Here is a 16936-nt window from a genome sequence, read left to right as displayed (position 1 = left end):
GTGGAAACTAGAAATTACGGCTGATAATTCGCGGAAACAAGAACGTTTGAATCACTCCACGACTCAGCATAAACAGCATCATGGCCAGCCAAAGAGCATGGTTCCCGATGATTGGTTGTAAGAGGAAGTAGGAGGGAAGAAACACCAACATACTTGCTCCAATCATGCTGTTTCGCATTTCTTTCGAAGCCGTGGAGCCAATATAAACTCCATCCCAAATAAAGGAGGCGAAAGAAACGATTGGAGTGATGACCACCCATAATTTGAAATTCAATGCTGTTTCAATGATATTTTGTTGATTGGTGAGCACGCTTAAGATGATTCGGTTGGCAAACAAGTAAAATATGCCAAAAGCAAGTGCTAATATACTTCCCCAATAAAAAAGTAAGCGGGTAAGCTTTAGAAACTGGCTTCGGTTTTTTTCACCAACAAAACGTCCGGAGATTGCTTCGCCGGCATAGGCAAAACCATCAATAAAAAAGGCAAAGAACAATAAAAATTGAATTAGAATAGAATTTACAGCCAGGATGTGATCATTGATTCCGGCTGATTTCGAGGTGAAAAAGGTAAATACAAAAATGACACAAAAAGTACGAATAAAAATATCTGTATTCACTTTGAAGAAACTTTTTAGATTAGCCGGATTGATGACGGATTGCCAGTTCCAGTGAATTGTGAGATGTCGGTAACTCTTGAAAAGAAATATCAGTCCAACAACAACTCCAAGATATTGAGCTAGAACAGTTCCCAGTGCTACTCCTGCCGAATTCATGTGTAACGATTTCACAAAGAAAAAGCTTAACCCGATGTTGAAAACGTTTGCTGCAATTGACGTAATCATGGGGAATTTCGCATTTTGCATTCCCAAAAACCAACCATTTAAAACGTAAAGGCCGAGTGTGGCAGGTGCAGCCCAAATCCGAATTCGAAAATACTCACGAGCCAGAGATTCTACCTCCTCACTTCCGTTAATCAATTTAAAACTGATCCATTCAATGGGGAATTGTAGCACGATGATGACAACACTAATCAAGGTAGAAATTAGCATAGCTCGGGAAAGAATGTGAAAACTCTCACCTTCGTTTTTTTCGCCATAAGCTTGAGCCGTAAATCCACTGGTTCCCATTCGCAGGAAGCTAAATCCCCAGTAAATAAAATTGAAAATAACCGTTCCGAGCGATACAGCCCCAATAAAAACCGCTGAATCCAAATGCCCCATTAATGCAATATCCACCAATCCTAATAAGGGAATGGTCACATTGCTGATAATATTGGGAATGGCTAAACGGAGTATTTCTCGATTCACGATATTTTTTTCGCAAAGAAACTAAAATAATCATAGAATGCAGAACCAGCCTGCCTTAAAGCTATTGATTGCTCCTATTAGCAATCAATAAAATCAATAAAAAATGAATTAATACGATTTGGATCGAAACAATTTTGCCCTTAGATTTGTATTAAAGATAAACGAATCTTAAAATCATATAAAACGATAACAGATTATGTCATTTGAATTACCAAAATTAAGTTACGCATACGATGCTTTAGAACCATACATTGATGCACAGACTATGGAGATTCACCATAGCAAGCATCATGCAGCATACACCAGCAAGTTAAACGGTGCTATTGAAGGTTCGGAGCTTGAAGGAAAATCGATAGAAGAATTGTTAGCCAACGTGTCTAATCATTCTACAGCCGTTAGAAATAACGGTGGTGGTTTTTACAACCACAATTTATATTGGGAAATTATGGCACCCGGTGGTGCTTCCCAACCAGAAGGAGATTTATTAAAAGCTATAAACGACTCGTTAGGGTCTGTAGATAAATTTAAAGAAGCTTTTGCCAATGCAGCTGCAACCCGATTTGGTTCAGGTTGGGCTTGGTTGGTAAAGCAGGGTGATAGTTTGGTTGTTTCATCAACACCCAATCAGGATAATCCGTTAATGGATGTTGCTGATGTAAAAGGGACTCCAATTCTTGGAATTGACGTTTGGGAACATGCTTATTATTTAAAGTATCAGAACAAACGACCCGATTACATTGATGCTTTTTGGAAAGTCATCAATTGGGGTGAAGTAGCCAAACGGTTTAAAGGTTAGTTGATTTTTGGTTTTTTTCCCCGAAGCAGAGGCTTCGGGGTTTTTATTGCCTTTTTTTATTTGTGAAACATAATGTATAAAGGCGAACTTCTGAATACTTCGGCTGTTTTTTATTATAGACTTCAAAAAAGCTTACTTCTAAACTTTTAGACTATGAATATTAAAGAGCTTACGATTTACACTTCTCAGCTACAGGCTCAAAAAGAGTTTTATTGCGAGACTCTAAATTTTCCATTGCTCAACGAAAGCAGTACTTCTTTTTCATTGGCTGTGGGTTCTTCAACTCTGATTTTTAAATATCGCGAGCAGGTTACTCCCTACCATATTGCGATCAATATTCCGTCGTATCAAGATCCTGAGGCGTTGGCTTGGTTGCGAAAACGAATTCCGGTAATTAAGTATGAAGGAAAAGGGCTGGTTGATTTTGTCCATTGGAACGCCCGCGCCATCTACTTTTACGATCTCGATCAAAATATCGTTGAACTGATTGCACGGAAGAGTTTAGCTATCCAAAGTCTCGATACTTTTGACCATCATGCTTTTTTAAATATTAGTGAAGTTGGAATGCCAACTACTGATATTGAAAAGTGTAACCGACAAATTCAGCAGCTGGGAAATTTACCGATTTATGATGGCGATTTTAACCGTTTTTGTGCTTTGGGAGACGAAAATGGCCTGTTTATCCTGATCGATAAAAACAAGAAGAAATGGTTTCCAGCCGACGATGAAGCTTTTTCTTCAGCGTTTGAAATTAAGTTTGAAAACGACGGTGAGTCGATTGCGTTTCAGTTTTTGAACGAAGAAGTTAAGCCAGTTCCAGGATCGTAATTTCGGGTAATATTCCCAAACGCCCCTGATAGCCAATGAAGCCAAATCCGCGGTTAACGTACAAATATTGATTCTCTTGCTGGTATAATCCTGCCCATTGCTTGTACATGTATTGAACCGGGCTCCATTTTAATCCGGGGATTTCGATCCCAAACTGCATGCCGTGCGTGTGTCCACTTAAGGTCAGATTAATGTCTCGGTATTTTTCCCTTACTTGAGCTTCCCAATGCGATGGATCATGACTCATGAGAATTTTCAATTGAACTTCAGATTCTTCCAGTCCCTGCATGGCACGATCTAAATCGCCATATTGCGTAAAACCCTTGGCACCCCAGTTTTCGACCCCAATTAACGCCAGTTTTTGGTCTCCTTTGGTTAAAATCAAATGCTCATCAAGTAAAAGCCGCCATCCCATTTCGGCATGCTGCTGTTTCAATTGTTTTAGGTTTGCTTGCTTCGCTTCTTCTGATGGCCATTTATGGTAATCACCGTAATCGTGGTTTCCCAAAATCGAATAGACACCCATTGGGGCTTCAAGTTTCTTAAAGATGTTGAGGTAAGGTTTTATTTCTTCCGCTTTGTCATTTACCAAATCACCTGTAAATAAAATCAGGTCAGGCTTTTCACGCATGATGGTTGCGACCCCTTCAGCTACAGCCTCCGGATCATCAAAGCTACCTGAGTGGATATCCGAAATTTGTGCAATCTTCAACCCTTTTAGCGATTCGGGCAGGCTGTCAATCGAAACGGTTTTACGCCTGATTTTGTAGCTGTAGCGATTTGTCATTCCGTAAACCAATCCACCTGCCAGTGCTCCTCCAAAAAGAAGTGCCGTTTGCGCAATAAAGGTAAAACGGCTGATGAATCGTTCTCCACTTGTTGCCTCTGGTGCTGCAGAACCGGAGGAAGTCAGGTACTTAAACAGGTTTGGAACAGCGATTAGGATATCGCCCACAAGCATGATAACAGCCATCAATACCTGCCCCAGAAATACGCCAATAAAAATGTTAACGATGTATTTCATACTTGTTGATGGCCAGCTAGTTTTAGCCCAGTGTGGAAAAGCAAATAAACTCCACAGGGCTCCCAGAGCAAGCACGAAGTAGAGTCCGAAAAACACCCATGCCCAGGGGCCGGAAATGTTCTTTATTGCAGTTTTAACGGCTGTGAAGGCGTAATATTCAACGGCAAGCACAAATAATCCAAAGAATAAAAGTTGTTTACTAATCATTGTTTTCTGTTTACATTTTCGAGTGAGCCGTTTTCCGTGGCTCTACATACAAACAAGTAGTTTCGTGGGAAGGTTTTGACGTTTATTACGCGGAGAAGTTTCTTTCCCCATAGTTTTACGAAATTCCTGGCTGTCAATGTTACTTTCTTATTATTTTTGACAATGAGTATGCAGGAGATACCTATCATATTAAACCAGCGCTTTCCCTTTTTCTCAAAGAAACTGTTGGGCGAAATTGAGCAAAATGGAATTGTTCAGGAAGTAAAAATCGGTGAACAGCTGATTCGAGAGGGTCAGTTCATAAAATCGTTCCCTTTGGTTTTAGAAGGGAGCCTGCGAGTTATTCGCCACGACGATGAAGCGCGCGAATTGTTGCTTTATTTCCTCAACCCCGGAGATGTGTGCAGTATGGCTCTTACCTGTTGCATGGGTCAACAACAAAGTAATATCAGCGCTTTGGCTGAACAAGATAGCCTGATAATTCGCATTCCGGTTGAATTATTGGATGAATGGATGATCCGTTATCCGGAGTGGAAATCATATATGATGTATGCTTATCGGAAACGTTTTGATGAATTGCTCGATACCATTGATGCCATTGCTTTTATGGATTTAGATCAGCGCCTGGAACGTTTTTTCAAAGCTCGTTTTGAAGCTACCGGCGAAAAGCTGTTTCATGGCAAACATCAGGACATTGCCTATCAATTGAATACTTCACGCGAAGTCATTTCCCGTCTGCTTAAAAAGATGGAGCAAAATGGCATGGTCAAACTTAGTCGCAATAAAGTGGACTTTTCTAATTTGAGATCTCTCAATTCATAAAATCTAACTAAAGTTGTATTTAAAATTGAAGCTGAGTGACCTGGGTCACTTGGAAAAACTATTCTGATTTGTTTTTTTGTACTATGGAAAAAGTAAAAGAGTTTATTCTGAAATATAAGTGGCGATTAGTCGGAGTTCTTGTTGGTGGTTTAGCCGGATACCTGTATTGGTACTACATCGGCTGCACGTCGGGAACTTGTCCCATTCAATCGAACTGGCACACGAGTTCACTATATGGCGGATTGATGGGCTACTTGGTTAGCGACTTGAAAAAGAAACCGAAAAAATCAGAAGACAATGGAAAAGTTTAACCAAATTATTCAAGGGCAAACGCCTGTTTTGGTCGATTTTTCGGCCGAATGGTGTGGTCCCTGCAAAATGATGGCTCCCATTTTGAAACAGGTGAAAGATCAACTGGGAGAACAGGTACGCATTCTAAAAATTGATGTGGATCGGAATCAGGAAATTGCGATGAAGTACCAAATACGCAATGTGCCAACAATGATGATTTTTCAAAATGGACAACAAAAATGGACCGGAAGCGGAGTCATGCAGGCAGATCAGTTGGCATCGGTTATTCGCTCGGTGAGCAGTCTTTTATAATAACAAGGATATTTTTTTGATGGCTTTTGGGGGAAAGCCAAAGCTGAGGACTCAGCAAGGAGGGAGAAACAGGAATCCAAATAGGGTTCCTGTTTTATTTAATCAACAGGAATAGATTGAACTGTTTTTGAAATCTTAAAATCGATTGTTTCTGTAAAATACTGCAATGGAATTTTCACCCAAAAAGCATCCGGCCATAGTTCAAAGCATCTGCCGTATTCTAAAATTCTCATTTCAACCAACAAATTGGTACTTTTTTTTCTGCTTAATTGAAGTCCAATTTTCGGTTCCCGGCATCCGCTTAATGAGCGCGGTCGAAGACAAATTACAAAATCGCGACTGAAGTCGATTGATGGTAACCTGCAATCTATCGTATTTTCACTTCTGGTATTGTTGGGAAACAGACGCTTCAATTCCGCAGCCGATCTTATAATGGTTAGTTCTTGTTGTACTTTGGGCAAGCAGCTTATGGTAAGTTCCCCGCTGGGGATGTCCGATTTTAATTCATAGTGTTGAGCACCAGCTTGACCTGATAAACTCATTAGTAGCAGGAATATGTGAAAGACTTTGTTCATAAAACTGCTGGTTTGATCCCAATATAACAGGATATATGCAAATTTTGTTGGATAATCAATCACTGTTGTCCGGGTAAAATGGGAAATTGTGTGATGCCAGAAAGGATTAAAATAGAACAACTGATATTCAATAGGATGGCGTTATGGGCTAAAGCCCTCCCTTGTTGATGCGATGACTAACCCCGGCATTAATGCCGGGGTTAATGAAATGAAAAAGAAAATGAAATGACAGGGGCTTTAGCCCATGATTTAACCGGACACCTATGATAATCAATATTGGAAGAGTAGTAAATTGAAAAAGGGTGCAGCTACAGAAAGCTGAACCCTTTTTCGTAAAAGTCACATAGGTATATTGTGGAACAATTCTTTTCCTTATTTCATTCGGTCGAAATATTTTGTCAATACGTTATTTTTAATCAGCATGTTTATCCTTACGGTGTCAAATCCTCCTTCGATATTGAACTCATTTCCTTGGTATTGATAAAACTCAAGAAAAGGATCATTATCAATTATTAAGCTGAACATGCTATCAATACTAAAAGGAAGCTCCTGTTTCATATATTCCTCTTTGGTAACAGACAGGATCGCTGAATTAACCCCCAACGTTCCGTTTAAATAATAACCATCGGCCAGTTTCTCGGGCCACCTAAGTTGAACATCAGGTGGCCCATAAAAAGACGTGATCCGCGTTTTATCTTTGGAAAGCTCTATGGTAACTTTGTCCGAATAATCCTCCTTCGTTTTGTATACCCATATTGTATCGTCTTCACTACCAGACCACCAGCAGGATTGCAAACCTAAAAATAAAAATGCGGTAAATGAGATAAGAATTTTCCTTTTCATATTATTGAATGATTCGATATGGCTTTGAAGGTTGCGTAGCCCATTATTTGTAGTAGTAAATTTCGTTGTCGTTTTGAATGACCAGATACAGCCCTTGCTGCCAAATTTTGTATTGACCATCGAAAGTTATTTGAAAATCATCTTTTTCAAGACAACCTTTCCTTGTACACATTGGAGGCCCTTCGATCAGAATTGTATCTTTCGTTACAAATTCGTATGGCGACGAACATTTATTGCAATCAATTGAATAACGAACGCGCCCTTCGCGAAATTCCAGATAATGATATTCATCGACAAAAATCATCCTCCTACTTTTAGAATCTCTGAATTTTTCCAGTTCCCATTTTTTGTTTTCAACGAGCGGGTTTTGGGAAAAACTATTAATGAAACTGAATGTGGAAAATAAGATTAATAGTGTAAATTTCATAAGGTAATAATTGTTAGTGCATTAGCATCCTATACGATTATAAAGTGAGAATGTGTTTAAGTATCTGAAATTATTTCTGAGTTGCACAATAAAAAGACACGTTCGCATGTCAAAAATAAATTTATTCTTGCAGATTATATCAAAAATTGAACCGTAGTTCTTTCAAACCTTTGGTAAAGGAACGCGAAACCAACAAGTATTAAAGTGGGTACAGTAGTTGGACACATCTTGTATCCATGTTGTTTTGCAAAAGATCAATTTGTACGAGATGTTAGTAATGGCTTTAAGTCAGCTACAGGGAAACATAAATCATTTAGACTTTCAAAGGGCACTTTGTAATGGATATATGTGCTATGTGGGCTCCATTCATAACAAGTTTTTTATTTCATAAAAAGAGCATGGGATTATTATCTTTACTGCATTAAACTATTTGCAAAAAAGACAAGTAACGATGACGAGCTTGATAAAGAACCTACTCAAAAACTTTTTTCTAATCACAAAAATTAGAAACCGGTTCTATCCTTCAACACAAATCAGCCAACGGCAATTATATCATTATTACCAAGATTGTAAGAAAAATAATAATATGCCAAAGCTGCACGAAACCGGGTTTCGTGTTTTTTCTCAATTCGAAGAAGATGGGAAGCTGTTATTTGTATTTTCAATAATCGGAATGACTAATAAAACGTTTATTGAAATTGGGTCTGACGACGGGGTGAATAGTAATAGTGCAAACCTACATTTCAATTTTGGGTGGCATGGTCTTTTTATCGATGGGAATCCTAAGGCTATAAAACGTGGAAAACGTTTTTATTCTAAATATCCCCATCCGTGGAATTATTCGCCAAAATTTGTGTGTGCTAAAGTACAACGGGAAAATATTAATCAACTTATTGAACAAGCCGGATTTAAGGATGAAATTGGTTTGTTGTCGATAGATATTGATGGGAATGATTATTGGATTTGGGATGCTTTGGAGGTTGTCAATCCTCAGGTTGTAGTCATTGAAACCCATAATGAATTTGGTTATGAGGATATTGTCGTTCCATACGACCCGAATTACTTCTTTCCAGGGAAACATCCGGTTTATCATGGAGCATCTCCTATTGCAATGAAAAATCTAGCTCATCAAAAAGGCTATCGCTTGGTAGGAGCTAACGAAATGGGATTTAATTTCATATTTGTAAGGAATGATTTGGTCAATGAGGAAATACCAGAAGTAACCGTTGAGTCGTTGTTGCAACATCCGTCGACTATCGAGGGTTTTAACAAGTTTGAAGAGATTAAAGATTGGGAATATTTAAGAGGCCGATTTGATGAGAATTCCTAGACATTATAGATTGAGCTTTTATAAGATTTAGCAATCCTTTTTAGAAAAGAAGAAGCGCTTAAAATTGATCAGATTTTTTATTGCGTATTTCTTGGAGGCGGAGATTTAAGCTGGAGTTCCCCAAAAGATGAATATATTTGTTTTGATGATTTTCGCGTTTCTACTCAAATGATCAATGACTAAATATGCTTTTCAATTCGATTGAGTTTGTTCTTTTCTTTCCTCTGGTACTGATACTTTATTGGGGGATTTTCAACCGTTATTCAGAAAAGCTCCGTAATTTTTTTCTTTTAACTGCTAGTTATTTGTTTTATGGCTGGTGGGATTATCGTTTCTTGGGTTTGATCGTTTTGAGTTCTGTGGTTGATTATTTCTGTGGCATTTCTATTTCCAAAGCCAATAGCCAGGTTCGGAAGCGATTGTTTATGGGAATAAGCCTGGGAGCTAATCTTGGCGTTTTATTCTTCTTTAAATATTACGGTTTTTTTGCTGCTGAGCTAGCAGCTTCACTGGAGCGGTTGGGGTATCTTGTTCATCCTTCAACGCTAAACATTATTCTTCCGGTTGGTATTAGTTTTTACACCTTTCAAACACTAAGTTACACCATCGATATTTACCGCAAGAGGTTACAGCCAACACACGATGCAGTCGCTTTTTTTACTTTTGTGGCCTTTTTCCCTCAATTGGTTGCCGGTCCTATTGAGCGGGCAAAACATCTGCTGCCTCAATTTGCAAAACGTCATCAGTTTAATTATGAACTGGCTAGCAATGGTTTTCGTCAGCTTTTGTGGGGTTTCTTTGCCAAAGTGGCTGTGGCCGATAGTATTGCTCCGATAGTCGATCAGATTTTTGCGAATTCAGAAACGATGAGTGCAGCTTGGTTATGCATGGGGGCTGTTCTTTTTGCAGTTCAGATTTATGGCGATTTTTCAGGCTATTCCAATATTGCTATTGGCACTGCTTCCTTGTTGGGCTTCGACTTAATGCAGAACTTTAATTCACCTTACTTTTCTCGAAATATTCGAGAGTTTTGGACGCGTTGGCATATTAGTTTGTCAACATGGTTTCGCGATTATGTGTACATTCCATTGGGTGGAAATCGTTGTTCAAAAGTCAGGCAGGGAGTAAATGTGATGACAACCTTCATTGTTAGCGGATTGTGGCACGGAGCCAATTGGACTTTTCTTGCTTGGGGAGCGATACATGGACTGCTCTATTTAATAACGAAGCCATTCTCAAAAAAACAAAAGGATACACCAGTTAGAATCAATCAGTTGCCAGCTATTTTTCTGACTTTTGCTTTGGTATGTTTCGCTTTTATTTTTTTCAGAGCCGAAAATATTAGTCAGGCTTTTCAATTTATCGGACGGATCATCCGTCTCGAAGATGGAATAAGCTTAAATCGGATTGTTGAAACAAAACATGTTTTAATTGGCGTTTTCTTTTCTTCCATCTTGTTTTGTGGAGAATGGATTCAGCGAGATAAAAGACATGGGCTCGATATCGGATTTACACGGCCTTTTGTTCGATATGTGGCTTACTACTTTATAATTTTTTCCATCTTATTTGCTTTTCAAACCGATCGAATTTTTATTTATTTCCAGTTTTAACCTATGCCAGTTGCCAAAAAAATAATCATCACTCTTTTGCTTCCTCTAGTTTTTATTGGAGGAACAAACTATTTGATTGATCCTGACTATACGCTTCGAAAGGACTATATTCCTTCGTTGGTTGAAGCACTTTCAACTGGAAAACTGGTTAGTGGCCCGATGAATATCAATTCGCGCGTATTGAAGAAGCAATGGATCGATAACTTACCATTTGAGCCGGAAGTGCTGGTTTTAGGGTCGAGCCGTACATTAGGGCTTTCAGAACAGGCTTTCCCGGGGAAAAGCTTCTTTAATGCTTCGGTGACCAACTGCACTTTTCAGGATATGTATGCTTTTTTGAACCTGTTTGAAAAAAAACAGAAACGATTACCTGAAACAGTGATTATTTGTGCCGATCAATGGCTGTTTGGTAATGCTTTTGCAGAAAAGCGCTGGTTAAATAACCGGGTAGATTTTGTTGAGATGTTACAGAAAGCCAGCGATCTTTCCGAAAGGCAGTTCCCTTCAAAATGGGAATTACAGAAGGAATGGATGAAGGAGCTTTTTTCGGTTAGGTATTTGGTTCGATCGTTAAGGCAACGGAGAAAAACAGAAAACTTCGAGATTTGCAATTCTATTGCCGTTAATAAAATGATGTTTTTGCCCAGCGGAGTACGCTTGCTTCCAAATGATGTTGTTAACGCTTCAGAATCTGAAATAGAAAGAAGGGCGACAGATTATTTTTACTCCAGCCGTGACGAATATTTCAATGAACTGTTGGTATTGCAATGCCAGTTATTTGAGGATCTTGTCAACTACTTGAAGTCTAAAAAATGTGAGGTGATTCTTTATATTCCACCTTACCAGCCCGAAACATACAGGCTGTTGCAACAATCGCCACAATGCAAGGGCGTTTTCAAGGTTGATGATTACCTGTTGAGGGAAGCGAGAAATTATGAGTTGAAAGTAGCAGGAGCTACTAACCCGAGTAAATTGAATTTATCAGCGGCTGATTTTTATGATGGTGTACATCTGAAACCAGAAGTGCTTGAGGATGTATTCAAGCAAAATCAATAATAATATTTGAAACTAAAGGAGAGTGAAAGATCAAACTATAAAATTGCTGATATTACTTGGATTCGTGGGAGTTCTGATTCTACACCATTCTTGGGGTTACCTAGGCCATTTCGGATACGATGATTTACATTACGCGAAGCTGGCCAACGATTTGACAAATGGCATTTTTAACGCTGAAGATCATTTTTCATTTCGAATTACTTTAATCGGACTAACGAGTTTGTCCTATCAGCTTTTTGGGATTAATGATTTTGCGTCAGCACTTCCCGCATTATTGGTAACAATTGTTAGTTCGCTGCTTATATTCTTCATTTTAAAGAAGGAGAAACCCGCAATTATTACGATTGGGCTGGCACTTTTTAGTTTGAGTTCGTGGACATTGTTTTATTCGGATAAATTGATGCCTGACTCATTTGTAGCGTTTTTTGCTTTACTGACAGTCTTTTTTATTTTTCAATTTAAGTATAGAAGAAGCAATCTCTCCATTGGCTGGTATGCTTTTGCAGCTGCATTTAGTTTGTTTTTGGGCTTTAATACCAAAGGAACTATTATTTTACTTTTCCCGTTGCTGGGGTATTATTTGGTTGCTGACTTGATTGCAAAAAAGAACCTCAAGTTTTGGGCTTATTTTGCCCTGTTTTTTGCGTCGCTGCTTGGCTCATATCTGGCTTTTTGGCAGGTTAATGCCGGGCAGGCTTTTGTTCGGTTTCAGTCCATTTATCAAAACAGTTACCTCAATTTGTGCAGTTACTCAGAGCAACCTTTCCTGTTCACTTTAAAGCGAATTTCGTACGAGTTTGTGCTGTTGTTGATTAAACACGCCATGATTGTTCCATTCATGTTGCTGCTTGCCTTGCCAGGAAGAACATTTCGTAGAAGGTTTTTTCTGCTGAATGATGAGACTTCTTTTTTTATTGGTTCGGCAATTGTTTTACTGTTGTCTTCCAACTTTATGAGTATTTCGGTAACAAGTTACTCACCGATGTGTCTCGATCCGCGTCACTATTTATTTATTGTTCCAATTGCCGCCATTGCTGCAGCATTGGCAATGAAAGAACTGTTTCTGAAGGAGAAAGCACCTTTACGATTAATCCTGATCACCTTGGTCGTTTTCGCCATTTCTATTTTGATGAAGTATGAAACAAGTTGGACAGTCTACCTTCTACTACTCACCGCTTTGCTGATTTGGTTCGTGTTTAATAAGTCTAAATGGAAGGTAGTTGGATTTACATGTTTGTTTCTTCTGGTCTTATTGATAGGGCCAATAAAAATGATTGCGTATGCCCGGAAGATCAATTTCAGGAAACAAGAACGAATCATAAAGGAGCAACTTTTATCCAGAACAGAACCTTGTATCGTCATTACAGATCAGGTACAGAAAAATGTGGCTAAATATCTTGATGGGTTTCAAGACGATTCAGTTTGTAAGTTTTATACTTATTCTGAATTTGAACCAACAGATACCATTCCCGGAGTTCCTGTTTTTGTGTTGAAGAATTGGTACACCAGCTATCTGAGTAATTTGACAAAACAAAATTTGCCGTTCTATGCGCAAGAAAAGCAAGCGGGGGAAGTCGTTTTTGACGATTCAGTTTTAAACATCCAGCTTTTCCGAATTGAAGAATTCAGAGAGCCTGATGTGGTCTTCCAGTCTACTAACAATTTTGAGTCAGCTAATTCTGTTTGGTCAGGTTTTCAAAAGGATGAACAGTATGTTTATTCGGGCAGTTTTTCTTCCCGGGTAGACGGATATTCTTCAACGATAACCATTGAGCTGGATAGTTTAAATTTAGAAAATTTGCATCAACTGATCATCGAATCAACTTTCTACATAAATCTGATTGATGATGCTGATCCATCTTTTGTTATTTCGGCAGAGCGTGAAGACGAACATGCTCTTTGGAAGGGAATTTCGTTCAAAAATCAAATGAAGTCATTTGGGAATTGGATGCCTGTCTACATCAACGAGCAAATTGATTTGGATAAAATAAAGCCAGGTTCGGTGCTGAAGATTTATATTTTCAATCCAGAGCAAGCTGAAATGTATCTGGATGACTTCACCGTTAAATTGATGGTTTTATCGGACTAAACTCCAGTTGTTGTTTTGCGCTACCCCAACATCGCCACCAACTTCTTCAAGGCATCAATAAACTGATCAATTTCCTCCAGTGTATTGTAAACGGCGAAGGAGATTCGAATCATGGCCGGTTGCTGGTAGTGGTCCATCACCGGATCAGCACACAGTCGTCCGGTGCGCACGGCAATGCCCATTTTGTCCAGCATGGTTCCCAAGTCGAAAGGATGGATGCCTTCAATATTGAAGGTGATTGCGCCCGACTTTTCTTTTTGCGTACCATAAATCTGCATGCCCGGAATTTCGAGCAACTTGCCTGTGGCATAGTCCAGCAGTTGATGTTCATAGGTGGCCACCTCTTCAATATTGAGGTTTTGCAAATACCGGATGGCCTCTCCAAAGGCAATTACTCCGGTAATGTGTGGAGTCCCGGCCTCAAACTTATAAGGAAGTTCATTATAGGTTGTTTTTTCAAAGGTCACCTGCGAAATCATTTCCCCACCACCTTGGTAGGGCGGCATTTGACTGAGTAATTCTTTTTTTCCATACATTATGCCAACACCGTTCGGACCATAGATTTTGTGTGCCGAGAAAACATAGAAATCAGCATCTAACTCCTGCACATCAACTTTAAGGTGAGACATGGCCTGTGCGCCATCAACCAACACTTTTACTCCCTTTGCATGAGCTTTACTAATGATCTCTTTTACCGGATTGATCGTACCCAGTGTGTTTGACACATGAGCAACTGCTATCAGCTTGGTTTTTTCAGTGATCAGCTGATCCAGCAGTTCAATCTCCAGCCGGCCGTCATCAGCAAAGGGGAGTTTTACAATCTTAGCTCCTTTTCGTTCAGCCATCATTTGCCACGGAACAATATTGGCATGATGCTCCATTTCTGTAACAATAATCTCGTCGCCTTTGGCAACAAAAGCCTCGCCATACGAAAAGGCAACCAGGTTAATGCTTTCCGTAGTTCCCTTGGTGAAAATGATTTGTTCTCTTGACTTGGCATGAATAAAATCTTTGACCAAGTCACGAACAGCTTCGTAATCGTTTGTTGCCTGGTCGGCTAAGTAATGAGCTCCCCGATGGATATTGCCATAATACTCGACATGCAGCTGTTCCTCTTTTTTAAGGACACACAACGGCTTCTGCGAGGAAGCTGCGCTGTCGAAATAAATCAAAGGTTTATTGTAAACTTTTTGGTCGAGTATAGGAAAATCTTTTCGTATGTTGGCAATATCGAGTGTCATGGTATATCAGTTAAAAAAGAAGCGGGAGTAAAAAACTCCCGCTTAAAAATATTTCGAATTAATTCTTATCACAAGAGTGGCATTTCGCCAATTCTCCTTTGAGTCGCTTTTCAACCAGTTCGTCAATACGATCGCGAAGTGGTTCGATGCGGATCTTTTGCACCACTTCGTGTGCAAAGGCGTTCATCAACATCATTCGGGCATCGTCTTCACCGATTCCCCGGGCGCGCAGGTAAAACAAAGCATCTTCATCAATTTGTCCGATAGTGGCACCGTGGCTACATTTCACATCATCAGCATCAATAATCAGCTGAGGTTTCGTGTTCATTTGAGCCGAGTCGGTTAGCAACACATTATTATTTCGCTGAAACGCATTGGTCTTTTGCGCATCGCGAACCACATGAATCCGTCCGGTGAAAGCTCCAACAGAATCTTCATCTAACACATTTTTATACACCTGATTACTCAAGCAATTTGGCTGAGCATGCTCAATGTTGGTGTAATTGTCAACATGCTGTTTTTTATCGGTAAACGAGATGCCATAAACGTTGGCTTCTGCATGTTCTCCTGCAAATTCAACTTTCAGGTTATTGCGGATCAAACCTCCATGCAGGGTTGCAACACTTGTTAACAAGTTTGAATTTGCTCCTTGTTTGAAAAACGATGAGTTGACCGAGTTTGCTTTATTGTTTTGGTTCTGAATGGTGTAAACATCAACAACTGCATCATCCCCTACAAATACTTCTGTAACATTGTTGGCCAAAAACTCACAATCGCTCATGGTGTGATCACAGAATACGACTTTGGTCTGACTATTTTTCCCGGCAACAATCAAATTTCGCTGCGTTGTGAAAACAGGATCTTCAGATCGCATAATGTTAATGACCTGAACCGGTCTTTCGAAAACAACATGATCGGGCACATACATGAAAAAGCCATCCTGTGCAAAAGCGGTGTTTAAGGCTACCATCGGGTCGTCAGACAAACCAGCCTGACGGTTTAGGTAGCTTTCTACCAATTCGGGTTTTTCGTTGGCAATTTGTTTGATGCTGCCAACCACCACGCCTTTGGGTAAGTTTTCCAGAGGTTGATTTTTAGCGTAATACCATCCGTTTACTAAAAGCACAACATGCGTGTCCAGTTGAGGAACGTCGCAACGAAATGCTTCATTCAGATCAACATCAACTTTCTCGTATTCGAAAACATGTCGATAATTTTTGCCAAATACTCGTTCGAGGTTGGTGTATTTGTAGTTTTCGTTTTTGAATCCGGGAATTCCGGCTTTTTCAAAACGCTTGAAAGCAATTTCACGCATGCGGTTAAACAAGTTCGATGAATCTTCATCCAACTTACTTTGGTTTGCATAAAACAGCTCCGTATATTTTTCGCTAAGCGCTATCTTTTTTGCGGTCAATGTCATACATTTTCTGTTTTAAGCCAATCGTATCCTTTTTCTTCCAATTCCAACGCCAGTTCTTTTCCGGCTGATTTTACAATTCTCCCTTGGTACAATACATGAACAAAGTCGGGTACAATGTAGTCGAGCAAACGCTGATAGTGGGTGATAACAATGGTTGACCGACTTGGATCTTTCAAGGCATTAACACCGTCAGAAACAACTTTCAAGGCATCAATATCCAAACCAGAATCGGTCTCGTCCAAAATCGCTAATTTGGGTTCCAGCATCGCCATTTGGAAAATTTCATTTTTCTTTTTCTCTCCACCCGAGAATCCTTCGTTTACCGAGCGGTTCGTCAGCTGAGAATCAAGATGTACCAGTTCTTTCTTTTCACGCATCAGCTTCAAAAACTCACCTGCTGTTAAGGGCTCTAATCCCTTGTACTTGCGGTGTTCGTTAACCGATGTTTTTATGAAGTTGACCATTGGTACTCCCGGAATTTCAACAGGATATTGAAAACCTAAGAACAATCCCATCCGGGCACGGTCTTCAGCCGAGCGTTCCAACAAGTCTTCGCCTTCGTATATCACTTCTCCGTCTAAAACTTCGTACTCTTCTTTTCCGGCCAGCACATTGCCGAGCGTACTTTTCCCGGAACCGTTGGGTCCCATAATGGCATGTACTTCGCCAGCTTTAATTTCAAGGTTGATTCCCTTCAGGATTTCTTTCCCTTCAACAGCAACTCTTAAATTCTTTATTGTAAGCATATTTTCTGTAGTT

Annotated in this window: 17 protein-coding genes; 9 read left to right on the top strand and 8 right to left on the bottom strand. The window is 39.6% G+C overall.

Going from position 1 to position 16936, the window contains the following annotated elements; translation table 11 throughout:
* Positions 1-7: 7 nt before the first annotated feature.
* Positions 8-1306: an MATE family efflux transporter gene (locus GR929_RS08660; protein WP_159518806.1), complete on the bottom strand. Its 1299-nt coding sequence runs from the start codon at positions 1304-1306 to the stop codon at positions 8-10.
* A gap of 196 nt (positions 1307-1502) precedes the next feature.
* Between GR929_RS08660 and GR929_RS08655 the strand changes: the two genes are divergently transcribed.
* Positions 1503-2102, top strand: a complete 600-nt coding sequence (locus GR929_RS08655) for a superoxide dismutase (RefSeq protein WP_201300937.1) — start codon at positions 1503-1505, stop codon at positions 2100-2102.
* A gap of 153 nt (positions 2103-2255) precedes the next feature.
* The gene (locus GR929_RS08650; protein WP_159518804.1) at positions 2256-2930 is read left to right on the top strand and encodes a VOC family protein; all 675 of its coding nucleotides are present in this window, start codon (positions 2256-2258) and stop codon (positions 2928-2930) included.
* Here GR929_RS08650 and GR929_RS08645 read toward each other — a convergent pair.
* Complete coding sequence (locus tag GR929_RS08645; protein WP_159518802.1) at positions 2908-4161, bottom strand: metallophosphoesterase; 1254 nt, start codon at positions 4159-4161, stop codon at positions 2908-2910. The two genes, GR929_RS08650 and GR929_RS08645, sit on opposite strands and share 23 nt — an antisense overlap.
* Positions 4162-4323: 162 nt before the next feature.
* Between GR929_RS08645 and GR929_RS08640 the strand changes: the two genes are divergently transcribed.
* From GR929_RS08640 to trxA, 3 genes are all read left to right on the top strand, one after another.
* Positions 4324-4983 (top strand): Crp/Fnr family transcriptional regulator, encoded by a 660-nt coding sequence (locus GR929_RS08640; RefSeq protein ID WP_159518800.1) that lies wholly within the window; start codon positions 4324-4326, stop codon positions 4981-4983.
* Positions 4984-5066: 83 nt separating this feature from the next.
* A complete protein-coding gene (locus GR929_RS08635; RefSeq protein ID WP_159518798.1) occupies positions 5067-5294 on the top strand; it encodes a DUF6132 family protein in 228 nt (75 codons plus the stop codon).
* Positions 5281-5586, top strand: a complete 306-nt coding sequence (gene trxA / locus GR929_RS08630) for a thioredoxin (RefSeq protein WP_159518796.1) — start codon at positions 5281-5283, stop codon at positions 5584-5586. The genes GR929_RS08635 and trxA overlap by 14 nt, the downstream gene beginning before the upstream one ends.
* Before the next feature lie 98 nt (positions 5587-5684).
* Here the strand turns inward: trxA and GR929_RS08625 are convergent, their stop codons facing one another.
* The 3 genes from GR929_RS08625 to GR929_RS08615 form a co-directional block, all read right to left on the bottom strand.
* Positions 5685-6161, bottom strand: coding sequence for a hypothetical protein (locus tag GR929_RS08625; protein ID WP_159518794.1), 477 nt, complete (start codon positions 6159-6161; stop codon positions 5685-5687).
* A 372-nt stretch (positions 6162-6533) separates the two neighbouring features.
* Positions 6534-7004: a hypothetical protein gene (locus GR929_RS08620; protein WP_159518792.1), complete on the bottom strand. Its 471-nt coding sequence runs from the start codon at positions 7002-7004 to the stop codon at positions 6534-6536.
* A gap of 43 nt (positions 7005-7047) precedes the next feature.
* On the bottom strand, positions 7048-7308 hold the full coding sequence (locus tag GR929_RS08615; protein WP_235934169.1) for a hypothetical protein: 261 nt from the start codon (positions 7306-7308) through the stop codon (positions 7048-7050).
* A gap of 709 nt (positions 7309-8017) precedes the next feature.
* Between GR929_RS08615 and GR929_RS08610 the strand changes: the two genes are divergently transcribed.
* The 4 genes from GR929_RS08610 (at position 8018) to GR929_RS08595 (ending at position 13516) form a co-directional block, all read left to right on the top strand.
* Positions 8018-8761, top strand: a complete 744-nt coding sequence (locus GR929_RS08610) for a hypothetical protein (protein WP_159518788.1) — start codon at positions 8018-8020, stop codon at positions 8759-8761.
* A 185-nt stretch (positions 8762-8946) separates the two neighbouring features.
* Positions 8947-10371: an MBOAT family O-acyltransferase gene (locus GR929_RS08605; protein WP_159518787.1), complete on the top strand. Its 1425-nt coding sequence runs from the start codon at positions 8947-8949 to the stop codon at positions 10369-10371.
* Between the two features lie 3 nt (positions 10372-10374).
* Positions 10375-11427, top strand: a complete 1053-nt coding sequence (locus GR929_RS08600) for a hypothetical protein (RefSeq protein WP_159518785.1) — start codon at positions 10375-10377, stop codon at positions 11425-11427.
* Positions 11428-11449: 22 nt separating this feature from the next.
* Entirely contained in the window at positions 11450-13516 is a 2067-nt protein-coding gene (locus GR929_RS08595; protein ID WP_159518783.1) for an ArnT family glycosyltransferase, read from the top strand.
* A 20-nt stretch (positions 13517-13536) separates the two neighbouring features.
* On the opposite strand, the gene GR929_RS08590 is transcribed toward GR929_RS08595, so the two are convergent.
* From GR929_RS08590 to sufC, 3 genes are read right to left on the bottom strand one after another with little or no spacing between them, the layout of a single operon-like run.
* Positions 13537-14757 carry an aminotransferase class V-fold PLP-dependent enzyme gene (locus GR929_RS08590; protein WP_159518781.1) on the bottom strand — a complete coding sequence of 407 codons (1221 nt, stop codon included), beginning with the start codon at positions 14755-14757 and terminating at the stop codon, positions 13537-13539.
* 58 nt (positions 14758-14815) lie between these two features.
* Entirely contained in the window at positions 14816-16177 is a 1362-nt protein-coding gene (sufD, locus tag GR929_RS08585) for a Fe-S cluster assembly protein SufD (RefSeq protein ID WP_159518779.1), read from the bottom strand.
* Positions 16174-16923, bottom strand: a complete 750-nt coding sequence (sufC, locus tag GR929_RS08580) for a Fe-S cluster assembly ATPase SufC (protein ID WP_159518777.1) — start codon at positions 16921-16923, stop codon at positions 16174-16176. The genes sufD and sufC overlap by 4 nt, the downstream gene beginning before the upstream one ends.
* Positions 16924-16936 lie beyond the last annotated feature (13 nt).

Origin of the sequence: Sunxiuqinia indica, from assembly GCF_009847015.1 — a bacterium.
Classification (GTDB): Bacteria; Bacteroidota; Bacteroidia; order Bacteroidales; family Prolixibacteraceae; genus Sunxiuqinia; species Sunxiuqinia indica.
Note: the sequence above shows the minus strand (reverse complement) of the source record. Positions and strands in the feature narration are given on the sequence as shown.